This is a genomic window from Aliiruegeria sabulilitoris (assembly GCF_001558155.1).
GTDB classification, from domain to species: domain Bacteria; phylum Pseudomonadota; class Alphaproteobacteria; order Rhodobacterales; family Rhodobacteraceae; genus Tropicimonas; species Tropicimonas sabulilitoris.
The window spans coordinates 40,339-62,242 of record NZ_LOAS01000026.1; the positions used below are offsets into that span (position 1 = coordinate 40,339).

A 21,904-nucleotide genomic window follows, 5' to 3' on the forward strand; every position below is an offset into this window, starting at 1 on the left:
GTGCTGTACTGCTTTCGCTCCCTCAGGTCACGCGGAAAATCGCCGGGGCCTGCTGGTGTGACGCTCAGAGTTCGGTCTCGTCCCCCTCCTCGGGGGCGGCAAGCTCCGCGGGAGTCTTGCGCCGCAGGAGAATGTCGCCATTCGGCAGCCGTTCGGGCGGATGGTATTTGTCGAAGCTGTCGACAAGCTCCGAGAACTTCTCCAGCATCGGCGCCATCTCCTCGGCGAACTTGCGCAGCTTGGGCTCCATCTCGATCGCCAGGTCCTCCATCATCGGCTTGACCTCGTCGGCCAGCCCCTTGAGCAGGAGCTTTGCGCCTTCTTCGATGAGGTTGAAGCCATCCTCGACATCGGCCTCCTGAGCAGGAGCGCAAAGCGGGGCGGCGGCGAGAGCGGCGGCAAGGGCCAGGGCGGGTAAGCGTGTCATGGCGCGATCATACGCCTGTGCCGGGATTCGCGGAAGCGTCCAGTTCGATATCCAGCGTCACTGGGAAGTGATCGGAGGCCGCGAGCAGCGCTTCGCGCAGTTCGGGGAGGTGATAGATATTCGCGTCGTCGAAAGGATGCCAGATCCGCCAGTCCGGCCGGTGCGACAGCAGGTCGGGCGAGATCATGATGAAATCCAGAAGCGCGGAGAGATAGCGCTTCTCCACGTCATTGAAAAAACGTGCCGTGGCAGGAGGACGGGCAGAGCCGGGCGGGATCGGACCGTGTTGGGCGTGGGGATCGAACAGGCGCTCTTCCCGCGGTTTTCCGTCCCCGATCACGATGTCGAGTCCGGAGCGGCCGAAGAGTTTCTCGTACTCATCCAGCCCCGGACCGTCATTGAAATCGCCCAGCACGATCAGCGGATCTCCGGCCGCCAGGTGCCCCTCCACGCGGCGGCGCAGCCAGATACATTGCGCAAGCTGCTTGCGGCGGTTGCCGATCGAAACCCGCATCACGTCATCTTCGCCGCGCGCGCCATGTGGCGCCTTGGATTTCACATGCACGCCGATCATCCGGAACCGGGTGCCGCCTGCGGTCCGCGCCTCAACCTCCAACGGCGGCTTGGAAAAGGTTACCTGGTCGGGCGTGGCGTCGATGTCCAGGTCGATCCGGAAGGTTCCGTCGAAGCGGGGCGCTTCCGTGTCCCCCTTCTTGCCGGCGAATTGCCCTTGCGGATCGTGCCGCAGCTCCAGCTTGTCCGGGTCATAGAGCAGCGCGATTTCCTGTTCGGTGTGGTTGACGAAGCCGATCATGGCCTTGCTCTGGCGCAGCTCGAACAGGCGAGCGAAATTCTCCAGTGCCGTGACCGTGTCCCGTGTACGGTTTTGATCGGGCGCTTCGACGATCAGGATGGCGTCGGCGTCGAGCGCAGTAAACACAATGCCCAGGGACTCGAGCTGCTGGCGTCGCGTTACGTTGTAACGCGCGGACCAGCGCTCATCCGCCAGCGGGGTCCCATCCTCATCGAACAGGTGGGTCATCCACTCGACATTATAGGTCGCGATCCGCATCTTCCCGCTCCATGGCGGCCGCTTGCCGCCTCGCCCGCAGGCTGACCCGAAACGGCCGGCAGCGCAATCTCCGAGCACGCCAAGTGAGCCATGCAGCAAGGCAAAGGCCGCTATTCACCTGTCGTTCACACTTGCTGCCGTAACCTGCCGGTCTAGTTTGCGCACAGCAACATGACGGCTTCGCATGACCGATATCCTGAACTTCCTCGTCAACAACGCCTTTCGGGAGGCGGAGGCCAATGGCGCCTTCGACAACCTGCCCGGCGCGGGCAAGCCACTGGCCAACCTGCATCAACCCAAAGATGCGGTGGTCGAGCGGATAATGAAGGAAGCCAACGCCAAGCCGGTGGCCGTTGTTGTTCAGGCAAAGATCGTCGAGAGCCGCGCGCGCTTGAAGACGCTGAACGATCCGCAGGAACGCAAAGCGGAAATGCGCCGTCTTGCCGATCTCCAGACCCGGCTCGCCATCGAACAGGAGGCCTGGCGCAAACACGGCTGAACCGTCAGCGCGAGATTTCTTCCCAGGCGCGGTTGATCGCGATGAGCCGTTGCTCGGCCATTCGGATCGCTTCCTCCGGCACGCCACGCGCAATCATCACATCGGGGTGGCTGTCCCGCACCGCTTGCCGCCAGACGCGGCGGATCTCGTCCATCGGCATTTCGGGCGTCACGCCGAGCACCTCATAAGGGTCAGGGTCCGTGTCGCGAACGCAGCGCGCCCGCAGGCTGCGGAATTCCCTGTCCGACAATCCGAAGATCGCGGCGACCTCCATGAGCATCGCGTTCTCGGCCTCGTGATAGCTGCCATCCGCCGTGGCGATATGGAACAGGCCTTCCATGAGATCGCGCAGCGCATCGTGACCATCGTCGAAGAGCCGGGCGATGCTGTGGGCATAGACGTCGAATCCGGCCACGTCCTGACGGGCGAGGTTGAACACGCGCGCCGCGTTTGCCTCCTCGTCCGGTGGAATCACGAAAACCTCGCGAAAGGCGCGCACCTCATCGCGGGTCACGGCACCATCGGCCTTGGCCAGCTTGGCCCCGAGCGCGATCACCGCAATGGCGAAGGCGACACTCTTTTCCGGCGGGGTCCGCAAACGGCTGAACACCTCCGACAGGGGTTCCCCGGAGGACAGCGCGGACAGCGCGGCGGATATGCGGCTCCAAAGCGACATCGCCCCGAACCTATCGCGCCGCCGCGCGATCCAACAGGGGGGCGCGCTGCGGCATGAGGGCCTTGTGTGGCACCTTGCAGCGGCGGGTCGATCCGGCCATAGCTTTGATGAAATTCCATGCGAAAAGGAGAAGCGACGATGCGCTCAGTCAGTCTTCCCGACGGGACAGAGCTTCCCAATCTCGGCCTTGGCACCTGGTATATCGGCGACTCGCGCAACCGGCGTGACGAAGAGATCCGCGCGCTGCGCACCGGGATCGATCTCGGCATGAACCTGATCGACACGGCGGAGATGTATGGCAACGGGGCCTCGGAGCAGCTTGTGGGCGAGGCAATCGACGGCTTGCGGGACGAGGTCTTCCTGGTTTCCAAGGTCTATCCGAATCACGCTTCGATCGAAGGGGTTGCCGCCGCCTGTGAAGCCTCGCTGAAGAGGCTGGGGACGGACCGGCTCGACCTTTACCTGCTGCACTGGCGCGGCGGCGTGCCTCTGTCCGAAACGGTCCAAGGTTTCGAGCGACTGATCGCGCAGGGCAAGATCCTCCGCTGGGGTGTGTCCAATTTCGACCCCGGCGACATGGACGAGCTGTCGGATGTGCCCGGCGGCGGCGCGGCGGCCACCAACCAGGTGCTTTACAACCTGTCGACCCGCGGCATCGAATGGGACCTGCTGCCGGAAGCGCGCGCGAATGGCCTGCCGATCATGGCCTACTCGCCGGTGGACCAGGCGCGGCTGTTGCAGGATGACGACCTGATAGAGATTGCGGGGGATCTCGGCGTGAGTGCGGCGCAGCTGGCGCTGGCCTGGACAATCGATGGCGGCGGCGTAATCGCGATCCCCAAGGCGGGTTGGGCCGAGCATGTCGAGGAGAACGCGGACGCCGCCGAACTCATCCTGTCTGAAGAGATCCGCGCCGAGCTCGACGCGATTTTCCCGCCGCCGAGCGGGCCCGAGCCACTGGCGATCCTCTGAGCCCCTGCCCCTTCAACAAAGCCGGCGCGGGCCGGCGGGCGTATCGATCACGGCTTCGAGACCTGCCGGACCGGTCTCGAACCGAAAACGCGGGTCGGTCAGCCGGAGCCTGTCGCGCAATGTCGCGGCCTCCGGGTGACGAATGACAAGTTCGGTCAGGCGACAGCCGCTTGGCTCAAGCGACGCGGCTGGGTGGTCGCTCTGCCATTGGATCACGGCCGGGTGGATATTGTCGAATGGCAACCGCCCATCCAACGGAACCGCCATAGACCAGCGATAAACGCCCCGGCTGAGGGCGATCGGCGTGCCGGTCCCGTCCCCAAGTGCGGCCAGTGCCGCCTCCATATCCGCGCACCGCAAGATCCAGTTCGTCAATCGCGGAGGGCCTGAAAAGGCATCGAGGTCAAACCAGCGTGGCCGCGATGGCGGCGGCGCGGAGGGGTCCACAGCGATCACTTCCAGGTATTCGGTGCCACCGAGCGACAGCAGGCGGTTATGGGTGCCGAAATCCGGGTGCTGCCCACCCGGGCCAAGCCGTACACCCAGCGCTGCCTCGACGGCTTCTGCACCGGCCGGCAGGGTCTCGCAGGATATGGCCAGGTGATCGAATTCGAACATCGCGCCTCACATCAAAAGGGCGGGCCCATAACGGCCCGCCCCTTCATTTGACATGTTTTCAAGTGGCGGAGTAAGCCCCCCGCAACGCGGCCCGAGATCAGGCGGCGGTGTCGCGCTTCTTGCTGATGATCTTCATGATCTCCTGCGCGGACGCCGGGATATTGGTGCCCGGGCCGAAGATCGCGGAGACGCCGGCATTGTAGAGGAACTCGTAGTCCTGATGCGGGATGACCCCGCCGCAGATCACGATGATGTCCTCGGCGCCTTGTTTCTTCAGCTCCTCGACGAGGCGCGGGGCCAGCGTCTTGTGGCCAGCGGCCAGCGAGGAGATGCCAACGATATGCACGTCGTTGTCGATGGCGTCCTGCGCGGCTTCTTCCGGGGTCTGGAAGAGCGGGCCTACATCGACGTCGAAGCCGATATCGGCATAGGCCGTGGCGATCACCTTGGCGCCGCGGTCATGGCCGTCCTGGCCCATCTTGACCACGAGCATCCGCGGACGACGGCCTTCCTTTTCGGCGAATTCCTCGATCGATTTCTGGATCGCGGTGAACTCGTCGTCGCCCTCGTAAGCAGCACCATAGACACCCGAGAGCGTCTTGATCTCGGCCCGATGGCGGCCGAACACCTTCTCCATTGCCATGCTGATCTCCCCAACGGATGCCCGGGCGCGGGCGGCGTCGACGGCAGCCTCCAGCAGGTTGCCACCTTCCGTGGTCCGGCGCGTGATCTCCTCGAGTGCGGCTTGGCAGGCAGCCTCGTCCCGCGTCGAACGCATCTTTTCGAGACGCTCGATCTGCGACTTGCGGACCGCGACGTTGTCGACATCGAGGATCTCGAGATCGTCTTCCTTGGCAAGCTTGTGCTTGTTGACGCCAACGATGACTTCCTCGCCGCGGTCGATCATCGACTGGCGCTTAGCCGCCGATTCCTCGATGCGCAGCTTGGGCATGCCGGAGTTGACAGCGGCTGTCATGCCGCCCAGTTCCTCGACCTCTTCCATCAGGGCCCAGGCTTTCTCGATCAGCTCGTTGGTCAGCGCCTCCACGTAGTAGGAGCCGGCGAGCGGATCGACCACCTTGGTCACCTGCGTCTCTTCCTGAAGGATGATCTGGGTGTTCCGCGCGATGCGGGCCGAGAAATCGGTCGGCAGCGCGATGGCCTCGTCGAGCGCGTTTGTGTGCAACGACTGGGTGCCGCCGAGCGCGGCCGACATCGCCTCATAGGCGGTCCGGATCACGTTGTTATAGGGGTCCTGCTCGGCCAGCGACACGCCGGAGGTCTGGCAGTGGGTCCGCAGCATCTTGGAACGCGGGTCCTTGGCGCCGAGATCGGTCATCACCCGCGACCATAGCGTCCGCGCGGCCCGCAGTTTGGCGATCTCCATGAAGAAGTTCATGCCCATGCAGAAGAAGAAGGACAGCCGACCGGCGAACTTGTCGACCGGCATGCCGGCCTTGATCGCGGTGCGCACGTATTCGCGACCGTCGGCCAGCGTGAAGGCAAGCTCCTGCACCAGGTCCGCGCCGGCTTCCTGCATGTGGTAGCCGGAGATCGAGATCGAGTTGAACTTCGGCATCTCGTTGGCGGTATATTCAATGATGTCGCCAATGATCCGCATAGAAGGCTCGGGCGGATAGATGTAGGTGTTGCGGACCATGAACTCCTTCAGAATGTCGTTCTGAATGGTGCCGGCCAGCACGGATTTGTCATGGCCTTGCTCTTCGCCCACGACGATGAAGTTGGCGAGAACGGGGATCACGGCGCCGTTCATGGTCATCGAGACCGAGACCTTGTCGAGCGGGATACCGTCGAAGAGGATCTTCATGTCCTCCACGCTGTCGATGGCCACACCGGCCTTGCCAACGTCACCTTCCACGCGCGGGTGGTCGGAGTCGTAACCGCGGTGCGTGGCGAGGTCGAAAGCGACGGAAACGCCCTGCTGACCGGCGGCAAGCGCACGGCGATAGAAGGCGTTGGATTCTTCTGCGGTGGAGAAACCGGCATATTGACGGATCGTCCAGGGGCGACCGGCATACATCGTTGCCTTTGGACCGCGCGTGAAGGGCTCGAAGCCCGGCAGCGACCCCATATGCGGCAGGCCCTTGATGTCCTCTTCCGTGTAGAGCGGCTTGACCTTGATGCCTTCGAGCGTTTCCCACGTCAGAGCGCCGAGCGGCTTGCCGCGCAACTCCTTCGTGGCCAGCTCAGCCCAGTCCTGTGGTGTTTTGATGTCGGTCATCGGGGATTGATCCTCCTGTCATGTCCATTATGCGCAGTTCGCGAGCGTCCGCGCGTTCTATAAGCGTTGCGTGGCCATTTGCGCCAGAACGAAGCCAGGCCACGTCCTCGGCATATTGCGCCACCAGCGCCTCTCGCTGATCTAAATCGAACGGCAGCCAACGTCCGTCGCTGCTGATCGGAATCGGGGCGAGATGGCCGCAATCCGCCATCACCTCGCATATATCCTCTGGCGTCGGTGCGCGCGCCTCCCAAGAGCGCACACCCGCCATGCGAACCGCGAAACCCGGAGACAGGGAATTGCCCGTCATTGCAGCCAATTGTCGCTCCGGAAGCCCGCCAAGACGCTCATAGGGCCAGACAAATAGCCGCGCCGAGGGAAAGGCGGCCGAGATCTCCTCGATCACCCGGCGCCAGCGGCGCGGTTGCGTCACCAACCGGTCAAGCACGGCACGATCCGGCGCCGAATGCCCGTTCAGCACGGCTTGGCCCAGCAGGGAGGTCCAGAAACGGTCATAGGCGCGAATGCCCAGAACGATCCGGTCGCAGGAGCCGTGGAGCGCCGGTACGACCCGGTTCAGCCGTTCGAAAACCCAAGGGTAGAGTCGCTCCGAACGCAGGCATTCCGCGACCGTCCCCAGAAGGTTCTGTTCCGACAGGATGAGCCGCTCCATCCCTGCCCGCGCGGCGGAATGCTGCAACACCTGCAACCGGCCACAGGAATGTCGGCCAAGCCGTTCCAGCGGCAGCGTGATCCGATCGGGACGACGTACCAGCCCCGACAGCATGCCACGCCGCGTTTGCGGCGGCGCCCAGACGGCGATCCCCTCCTGCGCAAGCAGCCGGGCATTGCTCGTCAGGAAATTCTGCATCGTCGAGGCGCCGGTCCGGTGGGCGCCGAGGTGAAGGGTTACATGCATGTTCGCACAGGCTCCGGCTGGCACGGGCCGCCAGCCCGCACGGGTTCTCTTCCCTTGCCATAACCCACAGCCCCTTGCCGGCGCGTTAAGGATGATTGGCCGCATGCGGCTTTCGCACGATTTTCCCTTAGCTTTCCGCTTTGCCTCCCCTATATCTTTGAAGACAGCAGGAGAGCCCGATTTGTTCCGCATCCCCCTGAGCATGTTCCTTGTTTCCGCCGCCCTCGCCGTCGCACCCCTTGCGGCAACCGCGCAGGATACGGCAGAACCGGCCGAGAACGTCGAAATACCCGCCGAACTGGAGATCCTGTCGGCCGAGCAGGTTGACCTGGCATCGTATCTCTGGACGAAACGAGTCCTGCTGGTCTTTGCCGACACGCCGGCCGATCCGCGCTTCACCAAGCAGATGCAGATGATCGAGGAACGCCCGCGCGACCTGCTCGAACGGGACGTGGTCGTGGTGACGGACACCGCGCCCGAACTGCGTTCGGACGTGCGCAAGGATCTGCGCCCGCGCGGATTCGCGCTGGTCATGGTGGACAAGGATGGTGAGATCAAGCTGCGAAAACCCGCGCCCTGGTCGACCCGCGAAATCACCCGCTCCATCGACAAGACCCCGCTCCGGCGACAGGAAATCCGCGACAGGAGCGGATCGATCGGCCAGTGAAGCGGGCGGTCGGATGTCATGAACTGACCTCCGCAAAGCTTGGTTTGTTCGCCAGGACCGGCAGCGCGACACGCACCGAGAGGCCGCAGCGCATATGCGCCGGTTCCTTCGGTCGAGTCCGTGTCGCACTTACCATTCCCGCTCGCCTTCCTATTCGAATTCCATGATCACGTCATCGACGGCGAGGCTGTCGCCCGGCCCCGCATTGATCCTGGACACGATACCCGTTTTTTCGGCACGCAGGATATTCTCCATCTTCATCGCTTCGACGGTGCAGAGCGACTGGCCTTCCTGAACCTCGTCGCCAACCGCGACATCGAGCTTCACGATCAGCCCCGGCATCGGACAAAGCAGCAGCTTGGAGGTATCCGGCGCCACTTTCTCCGGCATCAACCGGGCAAGCGCCCCCTGAAGCGGCGTAAACACATTCACCTTCATGTCGGCGCCACGGTAGCGGATGCGGTAGCCGGAGGTGATCTTGTCGACCTTGAAGTGGTGTTTCTTGCCGGCGATATCGACCTCGGCCAGCGAGTCGCCCGGGGTCCATTTCGACTTCATCCCGATCCGGCGGTCCTCGAAGACAACCGTGGTGCCATGCTTGTTGGCTTCCACCTTGATCGGAAACTCCTCGCCGTCGACCGAGACGATCCACTCCGTGCCGATCTTGCGCTTGTGGTTATCCATCGTGCCGGAAATCCGTGTCCGCCGGATCTCGGCAACGCGGAACATGCCGGCGGCGCAGGCGGCGACCCGTTTCTTGCCGGCCTCGCTCAGTTCCACCCCGTTGAACCCTTCGGGATATTCCTCGTCGATGAAAGCGGTGGTGATATTGCCGTCAATGAAACGCTGATGGTCCATCACCGCCGACAGGAACGGGATGTTATGGCCAATCCCTTCCACTTCGAACGCATCCAGCGCGTCGCGCATGTGGTCGATCGCCTTGGCCCGGGTTGGCCCCCAGGTGCAGAGCTTGGCAATCATCGGGTCATAGAACATCGAGATCTCGCCGCCCTCATAGACGCCGGTATCGTTGCGCACCCCCTTTTCATGCGTCGCCGCTTCTGCGGGCGGGCGGTAACGGGTCAGCCGGCCGATGGAGGGCAGGAAACCGCGATAGGGATCTTCGGCATAAAGCCGGCTCTCGATGGCCCAGCCCTTGATGCCGACATCCTCCTGCTCGATACCCAGCTCCTCCCCGGCAGCGACGCGGATCATCTGTTCCACGAGGTCGACATCGGTGGTCAGTTCGGTCACCGGATGCTCCACCTGCAGGCGGGTGTTCATCTCGAGGAAATAGAAATTCCTGTCACCATCGACGATGAATTCCACCGTCCCGGCCGAGCTGTAATTCACTGCCTTGGCAAGCGCGCAGGCCTGGTTGCCCATCGCCGCCCGCGTCTCCGGGTCGAGGAAGGGACTCGGGGCCTCCTCGATCACCTTCTGGTTGCGCCGCTGGATCGAGCACTCGCGCTCGTTGAGATAGATGCAGTTGCCGTGCTTGTCGGCCAGGACCTGAATCTCGATATGGCGCGGCTGGGTGATGAATTTCTCGATAAAAATCCGGTCATCGCCAAAACTCGCCGCTGCTTCGTTCTTGGAGCTTTGGAACCCCTGGCGCGCCTCGGCGTCGTTCCAGGCGATCCGCATACCCTTGCCGCCGCCCCCCGCGGAGGCCTTGATCATCACCGGATAGCCGATCTCGCCCGCGATCTTCACCGCCTCCTCGGCATCCCCGATCAGGCCCATATAGCCGGGCACGGTGGAGACGCCGGCCTCCAGAGCGAGCTTCTTGGAGGTGATCTTGTCACCCATTGCCTCGATGGCCGAGGCCGGCGGGCCGACAAAGGCCACGCCCTCGGCTTCCAGCGCCTCGGCAAATTTGCGGTTCTCACTGAGAAACCCATAGCCCGGATGCACGGCCTCGGCCCCGCTCTGGCGGATCGCGTCCATCACCTTGTCGATGACGATATAGGACTGGTTCACGGGCGCCGGCCCGATATGCACCGCCTCATCCGCCATCTGCACATGCAGCGCGTTACGGTCCGCATCCGAATAGATGGCGACCGTCTTGATCCCCATCTTCTGTGCGCTCTTGATCACCCGGCAGGCGATCTCGCCCCGGTTCGCAATCAGCAGCTTCTTGAACATGCTCCAACCCCTCCCATTGGACCCTCGGCCACTCCCTCTGCGGCCGGTCCCTTGCAAATATCCCGGTAAAGACCACCGGCGCTCCTCGCCCCCGTGGCCTCGTCTGTTCTCCCGGCACGGCCATGGCGCCGCGCCGACTTGTAATTTCTGGTTGCTCCGTCGCGCGGCGTCGTCCGGCCGCGCCCCGATACCGGCAATTCCCGGCCCCTGTTATCCAAAGCGGCCGCCGGAGCGAAAAAAGGCAGCCGTGCAATGCGATTGCGCGGCCGCCGAAAGTCGGAAGGGGTACTTCTATAGATCCCGGAGACGGTGTTTGACGTGGGATGCACCGTATCCGCGCCCTTGGTGCCCCGAAACGCCGATTCCCAAAAGCCTGCAATTGCCGGGACCATCGGATAGGCCGGTTCCTGCCACAGTTTCAGGGAGTTCGGCAAAATCACGCCCAGTCCTCCCCGTCCTCGGGCCCGTCCTCGGGGTCATCGATGATCTCGAACCTGTCCAGCACCTCAGGAAAGCTCCGCTGAATCACCTTGAGATCCGCCTTGAGCAGGGCCTCGTAGCTTTCGGGATCGAACGGCTCCTCGGCCGCCACGATCTCGCGGCCAAAGAGCCAGTTCAGCCGCCCCGCATCCAGGTTGCCACGCTCGAAGGGCGCGTCGCCGAAATTCTCCAGGATGGCATTGAGAAAAGCCGCATCCGCCCGCCGATCCGCGGGCTTGCGATCGGCAAAACGCTCGCGCGCCTTGAGCGGCGTCGCACCGCCCTTGTTGGCCCGACGCAGGGTGAATTGGTAATCCGTCCCGGTCAACCGGCTGGGAAAGCCCCGATGTTTCAGCATTCTTGCCTCTTGCTACGTTCGCGTTCCGTCGGATTTTCCGCGTGCGTCCTCATTGCCAGACACAGCCTCCCTCGGTCAGCAGGTAGGCGCCGATGAACATCGTCGCCTCCGGATCGTGAACGCCGCGCTGCACCGCCCTGTCCATCAAGGCGATCATGAGCTGGTCCACCTCTCCGGTTTCGGTCGCGGCCTTGACCCCTTCGATGTTGCACAGGGCGTCAATGTCATCCGCGACCTGGTCATAGCCCAACTCGCCCTCGTCATCTCCGATCCGGGGCGTCACATAACGCAGGGTCAGCCAGGTCTCGCCGCCCGCCTGCGTTTCCACGATCCGGTCGAGGAATTCCACCGACAGCCCGGATGGCGTCACCACCTCCTTGGCCTGAAGCGCCCCCGCGCCCGCCAAAACCGCAATAGCTGCCATCCACCGCTTCATCCGCCTTGCCCCCCGGCATTCTTAACCCAACGACGCCGCTTCTCCGGCGCTTCCAGAACGGAGGCGATCCGCGCCTCCAACCCATCCCGGTCAAACCGGGCGGCCGCAACGCGCCCACCGGCCCGAACGCGCAATCCCACCTCGCAGGACACCACCTCGACCACCGGCGAGAACCCCCGTTGCCCTTGCAGCGCGCGCCACATGTCCTGCCGCACCTGCTGTGCAATCCGCTCGCGCCCCGCCGCCGGAAGCGTCGTTTCCGCGACCACGTCGAAGCGCTCCGGCAAATGCCGCGCCAAAACGAGCCGCGCACCGTCGCGCCGTACATGCCATCGACCCCGGCTCACATCCGCTCTCCCGACTTCGCCACCGCGATGTTCAAACCGAGCCTTTTCATCCGACGTGACCTGCCCTTCCTCTTTCCACAAATTCCCTGGGGGCTCGGGGAGCAGCGCCCCCCGTCCCAGCCTCCACCTCACAGCGGAATGTTATTGTGCTTCTTCCAGGGCATGGCCACTTTCTTGTTCCTCAGCGAGGCAAAGGCCCGCGCCACCCGGAGCCGTGTCCGGCGCGGCTGGATCACCTCGTCGATGAAGCCGCGCTCTGCCGCCACGAAGGGATTGGCAAAGCGATCTTCGTATTCCGCCGTGAGCGCGGCGATCTTCTCCGCGTCGCCCAGTTCCGAGCGATGCAGGATCTCGACCGCTCCCTTGGCGCCCATCACCGCGATTTCCGCCGTTGGCCAGGCATAGTTGATATCGCCTTTCAGATGCTTGGAGGACATCACGTCATAAGCGCCGCCATAGGCCTTGCGGGTGATTACCGTCACTTTCGGCACCGTCGCCTCGCCAAAGGCAAAGAGCAGCTTGGCGCCGTGCTTGATCACCCCGCCATATTCCTGGTCCGTCCCCGGCATGAAGCCCGGCACATCGACCAGCGTCAGGATCGGGATCTCGAACGCATCGCAGAACCGCACGAAACGGGCCGCCTTCTTGGAACTGTCGATGTCCAGGCATCCCGCCAGCACCATCGGCTGGTTGGCCACCACGCCGGTCGTCTGCCCTTCGATACGAATGAAGCCGGTGATGATGTTCTTCGCGTGCTCCTCCTGAACCTCGAAGAAATCCCCCTCGTCGGCGACCTTCAGGATCAGCTCCTTCATGTCATACGGCGTATGCGCATTGTCCGGAATCAACGTGTCGAGACTGTCATCGGTCCGGTTCGGATCGTCGAAGAAGGGCCGCACCGGCGCTTTCTGCTTGTTGTTGAGCGGCAGGAAATCGAAGAGCCGCCGGATCTCCACCAGCGCTTCCACATCATTTTCGAACGCCCCGTCCGCCACCGAGGATTTCCGCGTATGGGTCGAGGCCCCGCCAAGCTCCTCGGCCGTCACCACCTCGTTGGTCACCGTCTTCACCACGTCGGGACCGGTGACGAACATGTAGGAGGTGTCCTTCACCATGAAGATGAAATCCGTCATCGCCGGGCTGTAGACCGCGCCACCCGCGCAGGGCCCCATGATCACCGAGATCTGCGGGATGATGCCGGAGGCCTCGATATTGCGCTGGAATACCTCGGCATAGCCGGCAAGGCTGTCCACGCCCTCCTGGATTCGCGCACCGCCGGAATCGTTGAGCCCGATCACCGGCGCACCGTTCTGCACCGCCATATCCATGATCTTGCAGATCTTCTGCGCGTGGCTCTCCGACAGCGATCCACCGAAAACCGTGAAATCCTGGCTAAAAACATAGACAAGCCGGCCGTTGATCGTCCCCCAGCCGGTCACGACACCATCGCCCGCGGGCTTCTCGTCCTCCATCCCGAATTCGGTGCAGCGATGGGTAACGAACATGTCGAATTCTTCGAAGGACCCCTCGTCCAGCAGCAGGTCGATCCGCTCTCGCGCGGTCAGTTTGCCTTTCTTGTGCTGGTTGTCGATACGGCGCTGCCCCCCACCAAGCCGGGCGGATGCACGACGGCTTTCCAGCTCCTCAAGAATCTCTCTCATTCTCCGTCCCCCTGATATCCTCGCACTGTGGTAGCGCTCCTCGGCGGAGAACGGAAAGACTGTTTTAGAAAATTTGCAAATTCTTGGCAATCACATGAATGCAAATTGAATTATTGCAAACTAGCCACTTCCTGCCAAAACACGAACGCAACATGGACTTCCCCCGCTCCAGCGCCTATCCCCGAACAATGCCAGCGCCCAGACAGGTCTTATTTCTCGACCGCGCAACCCCGCCACATATCGTCACACTGGTTTTGCTCGCAGGACTGTCGGCGATGAACATGTCGGTCTTCCTGCCGTCCCTGCCGGCAATGTCCGACTATTTCGAGACGGATTACGCGGTCATGCAACTCTCGGTCTCGCTCTACCTGGCGATGACCGCGATCATGCAATTGTTGATCGGCCCGATCTCGGATCGCTTTGGCCGGCGCTCCGTCGTGCTCGTGTCGATCCTGGTTTTCCTGCTTGCGACGCTCGGCTGCCTGCTGGCAACTTCCGCCACCGTTTTCCTGATCTTCCGCATGCTGCAATCGACGGTCGCGGTGGGGATCGTGTTGTCGCGCGCCGTCGTGCGCGACATCTACCCACAGGACGAAGCCGCCTCGCGGATCGGCTATGTCACGATGGGAATGTCACTCGTGCCGATGTTCGCCCCGATGATCGGCGGGGCGCTGGACGAGCTGTTCGGCTGGCAGTCGATCTTTGTCTTTCTCATACTGTTCGGGGGGGGCATTGCCTGGCTGTGCTGGAGGGATCTCGGGGAGACCGCCACCAATACCGGCGCCACCTTCGCTGAGCAGGTCCGCGACTACCCCGAATTGCTGACCTCGCCACGCTTCTGGGGCTATGCGCTGGCTGCCGCCTTCGCCTCGGGCGCCTTCTTCGCCTTTCTCGGTGGCGCCCCCTATGCGGCCGACCACATCTTCGACCTGCCCCCATTCTGGACTGGCATCTGCCTGGGCGCTCCGGCGATCGGCTACGGCTTCGGGAACTTCATTTCCGGACGTTTCTCGGCCCGAATCGGGATCAACCCGTTGAGTCTCTGGGGCACCGCCATTGCCACGGTGGGCATGGGCCTGTCGCTTGTTTTGGGCCTGGCGGGTATTCAGCACCCCATCGTGTTCTTTGGCCTCATCACCAGCCTCGGGCTGGGCAATGGACTGGTCATGCCGAACACGGCCGCTGGCCTGCTGTCAGTCCGGCCGAAACTGGCCGGAACCGCCAGCGGACTGGGTGGCTTCATTATGATCGGAGGCGGCGCGGCGCTGTCGAGCCTGGCCGGGCATCTCCTGGAAGGGAGCGCCTCTCCCATGCCGCTGCAAGTCCTGATGCTGCTCTCTTCCGCGCTCTCCCTTCTGTGCATGCTCTTCGTGCTGCGCCGGGAACGCCAATTGCAGCTTGCCACCTGATCTTTGCAAAGCGACACTCGGCAAAAAGCGAAGCTGCAAAGAACCATGTCCCAGAAGAAGCTCTATGCCGGCGTAAAGCTGCATGAAATCCGTACCCGCCTCGGCCTGACACAGAAGGTCTTTGCCGCCAAGCTCGGGGTGTCGCTGCCCTATCTCAACCAGATGGAGAACAACCACCGGCCGGTTTCCACCACGGTCGTGCTGGCGCTCGCGCAGGAATTCGGGCTGGACGTGACCGAGCTGAGCTCGGGCGACACCGAGCGGATCGTCACCGACATGCGCGAGGCATTGGCCGACCCGGTCTTCTCAGACACCCCACCGCTTGCGGATCTACGGCTTGCCGCCTCGAACGCACCCGCCCTGACCCGCGCCTTTCTCGAACTGCACAGCGCCTATCGCAGAACCCAGGAGCGGCTGGTCTCGCTCGACGCAGCACTCGGTCAACGGGCCGAGAGCGTGGCGGTATCACCCTGGGACGAGGTGCGCGATTTCTTTCACTATATCGACAATCACATCGATGCGGTCGACCGTGCGGCAGAGTTTTTTGCCGGTGACGATCCCGTCGCGTCAGCACATCATGCGCTTCAGGAACGCGGCATAACCCTCAGCCTTTCCGAGAGAAAACACCTCCGCTACTACGATCCGGAACAGAGGGAACTTACCCTCTCGGCCCAGGCTGCCCCCGCAACCCGTAATTTCCAGCTTCTGCACCAGATTGCACTTATCACACAATCCGACCTTCTGGAGGCGACACTGGATCTGGCCCGGTTCCAGAGCGACCAGGCACGCGCCATCGCCCGGATCGGTCTGGCCAACTACTTCGCCGGCGCGGCGCTGCTGCCCTATGGCCGGTTCCGCGCGGCCGCGCAGGAGACGCGCCACGACATCGAACGGCTGGCCCATCGCTTCGACGCCTCGTTCGAACAGATCATGCATCGGCTTTCGACCTTGCAACGGGTCGGCGACAAGGGCGTCCCCTTCTTCTTCGTCCGCGTCGATCAGGCCGGCAATATCACCAAGCGCCATTCCGCGACGCGCCTGCAATTCGCCCGTTTCGGCGGTGCCTGCCCGCTCTGGAATGTCCACCGCGCCTTCGAGACCCCGAGCCACTTCCTGCGACAGTTGGCACAGACGCCGGATGGCGAACGCTACCTGTTGCTCGCACGCGATGTTTCGAAACATGCCGGGGCCTGGGGCGCGCCGGACCGGCGCTATGCAATCGCACTTGGTTGCGAGGTCAGCCATGCTTCGCAACTTGTCTATGCAGACGGGCTCGATACCGAGAACCCGGCCGCATACGAGCCCATCGGCACCTCCTGCAGGATCTGCGAAAGGAGCGATTGTCACCAGAGATCCATCCCGCCGCTGGAACGCAAGCTGAGCTTTCCGGTCAATCGGCGCGAAGTTCTTCCCTACGAGATCCGGGAGTAGAGCCCGGCGGTTCTCACCGGCGCGCCGCCCGCCAACCGGCGGCTTCGGCTTCCTGCGGGCTGCAGAACCAGCGCTCTCCCTTGCCCTCGTCGATTCGCGTCGCCGCGTAATCATGTTGCCCGGGCACATGATAGATCCGGCCGGATTTCGAGATATTGCCCTTGATCGCGCAGCCCGATGCCGGAACCGGTTGCTCTGCATCGGCGCGTTGCGCCCGATAGGCATCGGGCGGCAAATGCTCTCCCTGCCACAGCCCGATTGCCGCGACAAAGGCCCGTTTCTCGGCATCCACATAGTCGAGCGAATACTTGCGATAGGCATGGGCCGCGCCGCGCGCGACCATCTCCTCGCCGATATCCATGCCGTCGACGTGACATTTGGCGACCAACCGGCCGTAGCGGTCCCGCTCGATCCCCTCGCAGCGCACGGTTTTGTTCTCCACCAGCTCCGAAAGCACCTCCCGTGCCCATTCCCCGCAGGCCCAGGCATGGCCATCGCGCCCCTCGCATTCCTGGCGGCTTTCGGGCGCATCGATCCCGTGCAGCCGGATAGCCTCCGCCTCGATGCGGATCGTGTCTCCGTCGCTGACCCACGCCGGGCCGGTCAGGGTTTGCGCCCCAACCGGCGACGCTGCCAGCAGGGCAAGGATCAGGATGGAACGCTTTGTTAAACTCATGCCCCCAAGATGGAGGTCACAGGCAGTCGGAACAAACCGAATCGAAAACATGATTAGCGCCCGCTCCGGTGAGCATTGCGCTACTGCGCTGTTTCGATGGGACAACAGACTGTCCAGGTCGCCGACAGAAAAATGAGTGAAGCGTAACATGGTTGAGATAACGGCCCAGAACAGCGAATTCGCTGTTTCAAGCGGGAGTAATGTCGGCGTCACCTCCACGACCAGCGGCTTCGATGCTCCGCCGGAAACCTACGACTCCCTGGTGATTACCTCCCATAGCGAGGATGACAGCCCCTACCTTTTCGAAACTGGAGAGACCTATTCGATCAGCTTCTCCGGACCGCAGGGGAACATCACCCTCACCGACGCAACCGTTCTGCGCTCGGACCTGCTGGGAAGTCAGGATGTCGGAGCGGTCGTGTTTGAAGGGACAGATTCGGAACACGGCGTCGTTCAAGTGATCTGGACGCCGAATTTCGATGTCGACCAATGGTACAATGATGTCACGAATTCGGGTCGGATCGCGCAATTCTACAATTATGACACGCAGGAAGCGACCTACGGCCATGTCTGCTTCTGTGCAGGAACGCATATTCTCACGGCACATGGGCCGCGCCCGGTGGAAACCCTTGCACCAGGCGACTGGATCCAGACCCGCGACAATGGATTGCAGCCGGTCGAATGGGTCAGCCGACGCAGCCTGTTGGGTGTCGGATCAGCGGCACCGGTGTATTTTGCCCCCGGCGCGATCGGAAACACCGCGCCGCTGCATGTCTCCCAGCAACACCGCATGCTCGTCACCGGCGCCCCGGCGGAGCTTCTCTTCGCGGAGCCCGAAGTCCTCGTACCTGCAAAGGCTCTGGTGAATGGCGACACCATCCGGATCGTCCCGCAAAGGCAAGTCTGCTTCCTGCACGTGCTCCTCGAGGGGCATGAGATCCTTGAAGCCGAAGGGGCCCCGGCCGAGAGCCTCCTGCTCGGAGACGTGGCCTGCGGAACGCTCGGAAAGACGCCCGGCGCCTTGCCGCCGGCACGCATCGCGCTGACCGGAGACATGCAAGCGGCACGCCGCCTTCTGAGTGTTCAGGAGGCGTTGGCCCTCCCCCCCATGGCCTTTGGTCCACAGGAAAACCGACACCTGCATCGTTTGACGGCTTGATCCGCGGCATTGGCACGCCCGGAGGCGGCCCGCCCGAAGGCGGCTGACTCGGAGCCGACTTGCCTAGGACAGCACCGAAGACCGGCTTTGCGCCGCTTGCCCTTGCGTCCTGCCCCCCCTTCGCCTATCCCGGCCCGCGAACGGAACCAAAGGAACGGGCGGAAACCATGCCGCTTCTGGTAATGAAATTCGGCGGCACCTCTGTCGCCACGCTGGACCGGATCCGCCGGGCAGCCAAGCGCGTCGGCCGCGAAGTGGCCAACGGCTACGATGTCATCGTCATCGTCTCGGCAATGGCCGGCAAGACGAACGAGCTGGTCGGGTGGGTCGAGGAGACCTCGCCGCTTTTCGACGCCCGCGAATATGACGCGGTTGTCAGCTCGGGCGAGAATGTCACAGCCGGCCTGATGGCGCTGACGCTTCAGGAAATGGACGTCCCCGCCCGCTCCTGGCAGGGCTGGCAGGTGCCGCTCAAGACATCGCCGGTGCATGCCGCGGCGCGGATCGAAGAGATCCCGACCCATAATATCAACACCAAGTTCGCCGAAGGCATGAAAGTGGCTGTCGTTGCCGGCTTCCAGGGCGTTACCGAGGAAGGCCGGATCGCCACGCTCGGACGCGGCGGCTCGGACACCACCGCCGTCGCCTTCGCCGCCGCATTCGGTGCGGAGCGCTGCGATATTTATACCGATGTGGACGGCGTCTATACGACCGACCCGCGGATCTCCTCCAAGGCGCGCAAGCTCGACAAGATCGCCTTCGAGGAAATGCTGGAACTTGCGAGCCTGGGCGCCAAGGTGCTCCAGACCCGCTCGGTGGAGTTGGCCATGCGCTACAAGGTGCCGCTCCGCGTGCTCTCGTCTTTCGAGGAATATGACCCCAACGCAGGCACGCTGGTCTGCGACGAGGAGGAAATCATGGAAAGCAATGTCGTCTCTGGCGTGGCCTATAGCCGCGACGAAGCCAAGGTCACGCTCGTTTCGGTCGCAGACCGCCCCGGAGTGGCCGCCGCGATCTTTGGAACGCTTTCGGATGGCGGCGTCAACGTCGACATGATCATCCAGAATATCTCCGAGGAAGGTCGCACCGACATGACCTTCTCCTGCCCCACCAACCAGGTGGCCCGCGCCGACCGCGCCGTGCAGGAAGCCCGCGAAAAGGGACTGATCAACTACCACGACGTCGTGGTGGATAACGACGTCTGCAAGATCTCGGTGGTCGGCATCGGGATGCGCTCCCATACCGGCGTGGCCGCTCAGATGTTTGACGCGCTTTCGAGCGAAGGCATCAATATCAAGGTCATCACGACATCGGAGATCAAGATCTCTGTCCTGATCGACCGGAAATATCTGGAATTGGCCGTTCAGGCACTCCATGATGCCTTCGGGCTGGAGAAAGCGGGGTAATAACGCCCCGCCGCTCCCCCAAAGGGGACGAGACAGGTGAGCGAAACCCAAAGTGGCAGCAGAAAGCTGCTGGGCCGGCTGAAGCAGGCCCTTGCAGAGCCTGCCGAGGGGCAGGAACGGCTTGACCGCATCACCCGGCTGATCGCCGAGGAGATGGCGACTCCGGTATGCTCGATCTATCTTTTCCGTGACGAGGACACGCTCGAGCTTTGCGCGACGGAAGGCCTCAACCCTGAATCCGTGCACAAGACGCGGATGCGAATGGGCGAAGGTCTCGTCGGCCGCGTGGCCGCATCCACCAAGCCGATCAATACCGGAAACGCGCCTTCGGAGGCCGGCTTCCGCTTCATGCCGGAGACCGGGGAGGAGATCTATTCGGCCTTCCTCGGCGTGCCGATCCAACGGCTGGGCGAACGGCTCGGCGTGCTCGTGGTGCAGTCCAAGGAGTCCAAGCCCTATAGCGAGGACCAGGTCTACGCGACCGAGGTCGTCGCCATGGTTTTGGCCGAGATGACGGAACTGGGCGCCTTCATCGGCGAAGGCGCCGCCATGGCCGCACCGCACCAGCATCCGGTCATGATGCGCGGCAGTGTCGGCCAGGAAGGCGCGGCCGAAGGCCATGTTCTGCTGCACGAACCGCGGGTGGTTGTCACCAACCCATTCGCAGACGATGCCGAAGCCGAACTTGTTCGCCTGGGCGAAGCCGTGGACAAGCTGCGCATCTCCGTGGACGAGATGCTGACCAGCGCCGAGGTGACCGACAAGGACCAGCGCGACGTGCTGGAAGCCTACCGGATGTTCGCTAATTCCAAGGGCTGGAAGCGGCGCATGGAGGCCGATATCAATCGCGGCCTCTCGGCGGAAGCCGCCGTCGAAAAGGAGCAGACAGCCGCCCGCGCGCGCATGGAGCAGGTGCCTGATCCCTACCTGCGCGAGCGCCTGCATGACCTTGACGACCTGTCCAACCGGCTGTTGCGCCTACTGACCGGACAGGGCAGCGATACCGGCGTCGAGATGCCCGAAAACCCGGTCCTCGTGGCGCGCAATATCGGGCCGGGCGAATTGCTGGCCTATGGGCGCGGGCTCAAGGGGATCATTCTCGAGGAAGGTTCGGTGGGCAGCCATGCGGCGATTGTCGCCCGCGCGCTGGCCATTCCGCTGGTGATCAATTGCGAGCGCATCACCACCGAGGCGCTGAATGGCGACCAGGTTCTGGTCGATGGCGAGCAGGGGATCGTGCATCTGCGGCCCGAGGATACGGTCGTCACCGCCTTCCGCGACAAGATGGCGATGATGACCAAGGCGCAGGAGCGCTACGCCTCCATCCGCCGTGTCCCCGCCACCACCGTTTACGGGCCGACGATCCGGCTCGACATGAATGCCGGGCTGATGGCCGACCTGCCCTCGCTCAAGTCTTCCGGTGCCGAGGGCGTGGGGCTGTTCCGAACCGAGCTGCAATTCCTTGTCCGCTCCAAGCTGCCCAGCCGCGGCGAACTCGCGGCGACCTATTCCCGCGTGCTCGATGCGGCCGAGGGCAAGCGCGTTGTTTTCCGCACGCTGGATATCGGCTCGGACAAGGTCCTGCCCTACATGAAGCCGCAGGAGGAGCCGAACCCGGCGCTCGGCTGGCGCGCGATCCGGGTCGGGCTCGACAAACCCGGCGTCATGCGGATGCAGCTGCAGGCCATGATCCGCGGCGCCAAGGGGCGGCCGCTCTCGGTCATGTTCCCATTTGTCGCACAGTTCGACGAGTTCCGCGTCGCGCGGCGCCGGTTCCTTGACGAATTAGACCGCGAAGAAAAGATGGGCCATGTCCTGCCGAGCAAGGTCGAGATCGGTGCCATGCTGGAGACGCCCAGCCTCGCCTTCGCCCCGAAGCAGTTCTTCGAGTTGGCCGATTTCATCTCCGTTGGCGGCAATGACCTGAAGCAGTTCTTCTTTGCCGCCGACCGCGAGAACGAGCGCGTTCGCCGTCGCTATGACACGTTGAACGTGTCCTTCCTGACCTTCCTGGAATGGATCGTGATGCGCTGCAACGAAACCAAGACCCCGCTGAGCTTCTGCGGCGAGGATGCCGGGCGCCCGGTCGAGGCGCTCTGTTTCGCGGCCATGGGGTTCCGGGCACTCTCCATGCGACCAGCCTCGATCGGTCCGGTCAAGCACCTGTTGCGGCGCTCGAACCTTGCCGAAGTTCGGGAGTTGATTGACGCCGCCCGTGCCGGCGGTGCGCAGACCGTTCGCCCCGCCCTGATGGACTGGCTTCGCCAACAAGGCTGACCGGCGCAAGCGGAGCTTCGCCGA

At 63.3% G+C, this 21,904-nt stretch carries 20 protein-coding genes; 8 read left to right on the top strand and 12 right to left on the bottom strand.

Annotation, left to right across the window (positions count from 1 at the left end; all coding sequences use genetic code 11):
* Positions 1–64: 64 nt before the first annotated feature.
* Both AX756_RS19580 and AX756_RS19585 read right to left on the bottom strand, forming a co-directional pair.
* Complete coding sequence (locus AX756_RS19580; RefSeq protein WP_068315855.1) at positions 65–427, bottom strand: hypothetical protein; 363 nt, start codon at positions 425–427, stop codon at positions 65–67.
* A gap of 7 nt (positions 428–434) precedes the next feature.
* A complete protein-coding gene (locus AX756_RS19585; protein ID WP_068315860.1) occupies positions 435–1,499 on the bottom strand; it encodes an endonuclease/exonuclease/phosphatase family protein in 1,065 nt (354 codons plus the stop codon).
* 184 nt (positions 1,500–1,683) lie between these two features.
* Between AX756_RS19585 and AX756_RS19590 the strand changes: the two genes are divergently transcribed.
* Positions 1,684–1,998 carry a DnaJ family domain-containing protein gene (locus AX756_RS19590; protein WP_068315863.1) on the top strand — a complete coding sequence of 105 codons (315 nt, stop codon included), beginning with the start codon at positions 1,684–1,686 and terminating at the stop codon, positions 1,996–1,998.
* Between the two features lie 4 nt (positions 1,999–2,002).
* On the opposite strand, the gene AX756_RS19595 is transcribed toward AX756_RS19590, so the two are convergent.
* On the bottom strand, positions 2,003–2,674 hold the full coding sequence (locus AX756_RS19595) for a molecular chaperone DjiA (protein WP_068315866.1): 672 nt from the start codon (positions 2,672–2,674) through the stop codon (positions 2,003–2,005).
* A gap of 138 nt (positions 2,675–2,812) precedes the next feature.
* Here AX756_RS19595 and AX756_RS19600 point away from each other — a divergent pair, with 138 nt between their 5' ends.
* The gene (locus tag AX756_RS19600; RefSeq protein WP_068315869.1) at positions 2,813–3,646 is read left to right on the top strand and encodes an aldo/keto reductase; all 834 of its coding nucleotides are present in this window, start codon (positions 2,813–2,815) and stop codon (positions 3,644–3,646) included.
* Between the two features lie 12 nt (positions 3,647–3,658).
* Here AX756_RS19600 and AX756_RS19605 read toward each other — a convergent pair whose 3' ends face one another.
* The 3 genes from AX756_RS19605 to AX756_RS19615 form a co-directional block, all read right to left on the bottom strand.
* Positions 3,659–4,264: a VOC family protein gene (locus tag AX756_RS19605; protein WP_068315872.1), complete on the bottom strand. Its 606-nt coding sequence runs from the start codon at positions 4,262–4,264 to the stop codon at positions 3,659–3,661.
* A 97-nt stretch (positions 4,265–4,361) separates the two neighbouring features.
* Positions 4,362–6,506, bottom strand: coding sequence for a methylmalonyl-CoA mutase (gene scpA / locus AX756_RS19610; protein ID WP_068315875.1), 2,145 nt, complete (start codon positions 6,504–6,506; stop codon positions 4,362–4,364).
* Entirely contained in the window at positions 6,472–7,425 is a 954-nt protein-coding gene (locus tag AX756_RS19615; RefSeq protein ID WP_068315877.1) for a hypothetical protein, read from the bottom strand. The genes scpA and AX756_RS19615 overlap by 35 nt, the downstream gene beginning before the upstream one ends.
* A gap of 181 nt (positions 7,426–7,606) precedes the next feature.
* Between AX756_RS19615 and AX756_RS19620 the strand changes: the two genes are divergently transcribed.
* Positions 7,607–8,092: a DUF4174 domain-containing protein gene (locus AX756_RS19620; RefSeq protein ID WP_231701110.1), complete on the top strand. Its 486-nt coding sequence runs from the start codon at positions 7,607–7,609 to the stop codon at positions 8,090–8,092.
* A 150-nt stretch (positions 8,093–8,242) separates the two neighbouring features.
* Here the strand turns inward: AX756_RS19620 and AX756_RS19625 are convergent, their stop codons facing one another.
* From AX756_RS19625 to AX756_RS19645, 5 genes are all read right to left on the bottom strand, one after another.
* Positions 8,243–10,240: an acetyl-CoA carboxylase biotin carboxylase subunit gene (locus AX756_RS19625; RefSeq protein WP_068315880.1), complete on the bottom strand. Its 1,998-nt coding sequence runs from the start codon at positions 10,238–10,240 to the stop codon at positions 8,243–8,245.
* Between the two features lie 436 nt (positions 10,241–10,676).
* Positions 10,677–11,078 carry a hypothetical protein gene (locus AX756_RS19630; RefSeq protein WP_068315883.1) on the bottom strand — a complete coding sequence of 134 codons (402 nt, stop codon included), beginning with the start codon at positions 11,076–11,078 and terminating at the stop codon, positions 10,677–10,679.
* A 49-nt stretch (positions 11,079–11,127) separates the two neighbouring features.
* Positions 11,128–11,502, bottom strand: coding sequence for a DUF6497 family protein (locus tag AX756_RS19635; RefSeq protein WP_068315886.1), 375 nt, complete (start codon positions 11,500–11,502; stop codon positions 11,128–11,130).
* An 8-nt stretch (positions 11,503–11,510) separates the two neighbouring features.
* A complete protein-coding gene (locus tag AX756_RS19640; RefSeq protein WP_068315889.1) occupies positions 11,511–11,861 on the bottom strand; it encodes a hypothetical protein in 351 nt (116 codons plus the stop codon).
* Between the two features lie 128 nt (positions 11,862–11,989).
* Complete coding sequence (locus AX756_RS19645) at positions 11,990–13,522, bottom strand: acyl-CoA carboxylase subunit beta (protein WP_068315892.1); 1,533 nt, start codon at positions 13,520–13,522, stop codon at positions 11,990–11,992.
* A 188-nt stretch (positions 13,523–13,710) separates the two neighbouring features.
* Here AX756_RS19645 and AX756_RS19650 point away from each other — a divergent pair, with 188 nt between their 5' ends.
* Both AX756_RS19650 and AX756_RS19655 read left to right on the top strand, forming a co-directional pair.
* Complete coding sequence (locus AX756_RS19650) at positions 13,711–14,931, top strand: multidrug effflux MFS transporter (protein ID WP_068315992.1); 1,221 nt, start codon at positions 13,711–13,713, stop codon at positions 14,929–14,931.
* 45 nt (positions 14,932–14,976) lie between these two features.
* Positions 14,977–16,362 (top strand): helix-turn-helix domain-containing protein, encoded by a 1,386-nt coding sequence (locus AX756_RS19655; protein WP_068315894.1) that lies wholly within the window; start codon positions 14,977–14,979, stop codon positions 16,360–16,362.
* A 13-nt stretch (positions 16,363–16,375) separates the two neighbouring features.
* Here the strand turns inward: AX756_RS19655 and AX756_RS19660 are convergent, their stop codons facing one another.
* Entirely contained in the window at positions 16,376–17,038 is a 663-nt protein-coding gene (locus AX756_RS19660) for a thermonuclease family protein (RefSeq protein ID WP_068315994.1), read from the bottom strand.
* Between the two features lie 148 nt (positions 17,039–17,186).
* Here AX756_RS19660 and AX756_RS19665 point away from each other — a divergent pair, with 148 nt between their 5' ends.
* From AX756_RS19665 to ptsP, 3 genes are all read left to right on the top strand, one after another.
* Positions 17,187–18,197, top strand: a complete 1,011-nt coding sequence (locus AX756_RS19665; RefSeq protein ID WP_068315897.1) for a Hint domain-containing protein — start codon at positions 17,187–17,189, stop codon at positions 18,195–18,197.
* 167 nt (positions 18,198–18,364) lie between these two features.
* The gene (locus AX756_RS19670; RefSeq protein ID WP_068315900.1) at positions 18,365–19,603 is read left to right on the top strand and encodes an aspartate kinase; all 1,239 of its coding nucleotides are present in this window, start codon (positions 18,365–18,367) and stop codon (positions 19,601–19,603) included.
* A gap of 36 nt (positions 19,604–19,639) precedes the next feature.
* The gene (gene ptsP / locus AX756_RS19675; RefSeq protein WP_068315902.1) at positions 19,640–21,880 is read left to right on the top strand and encodes a phosphoenolpyruvate--protein phosphotransferase; all 2,241 of its coding nucleotides are present in this window, start codon (positions 19,640–19,642) and stop codon (positions 21,878–21,880) included.
* Positions 21,881–21,904: the final 24 nt, after the last annotated feature.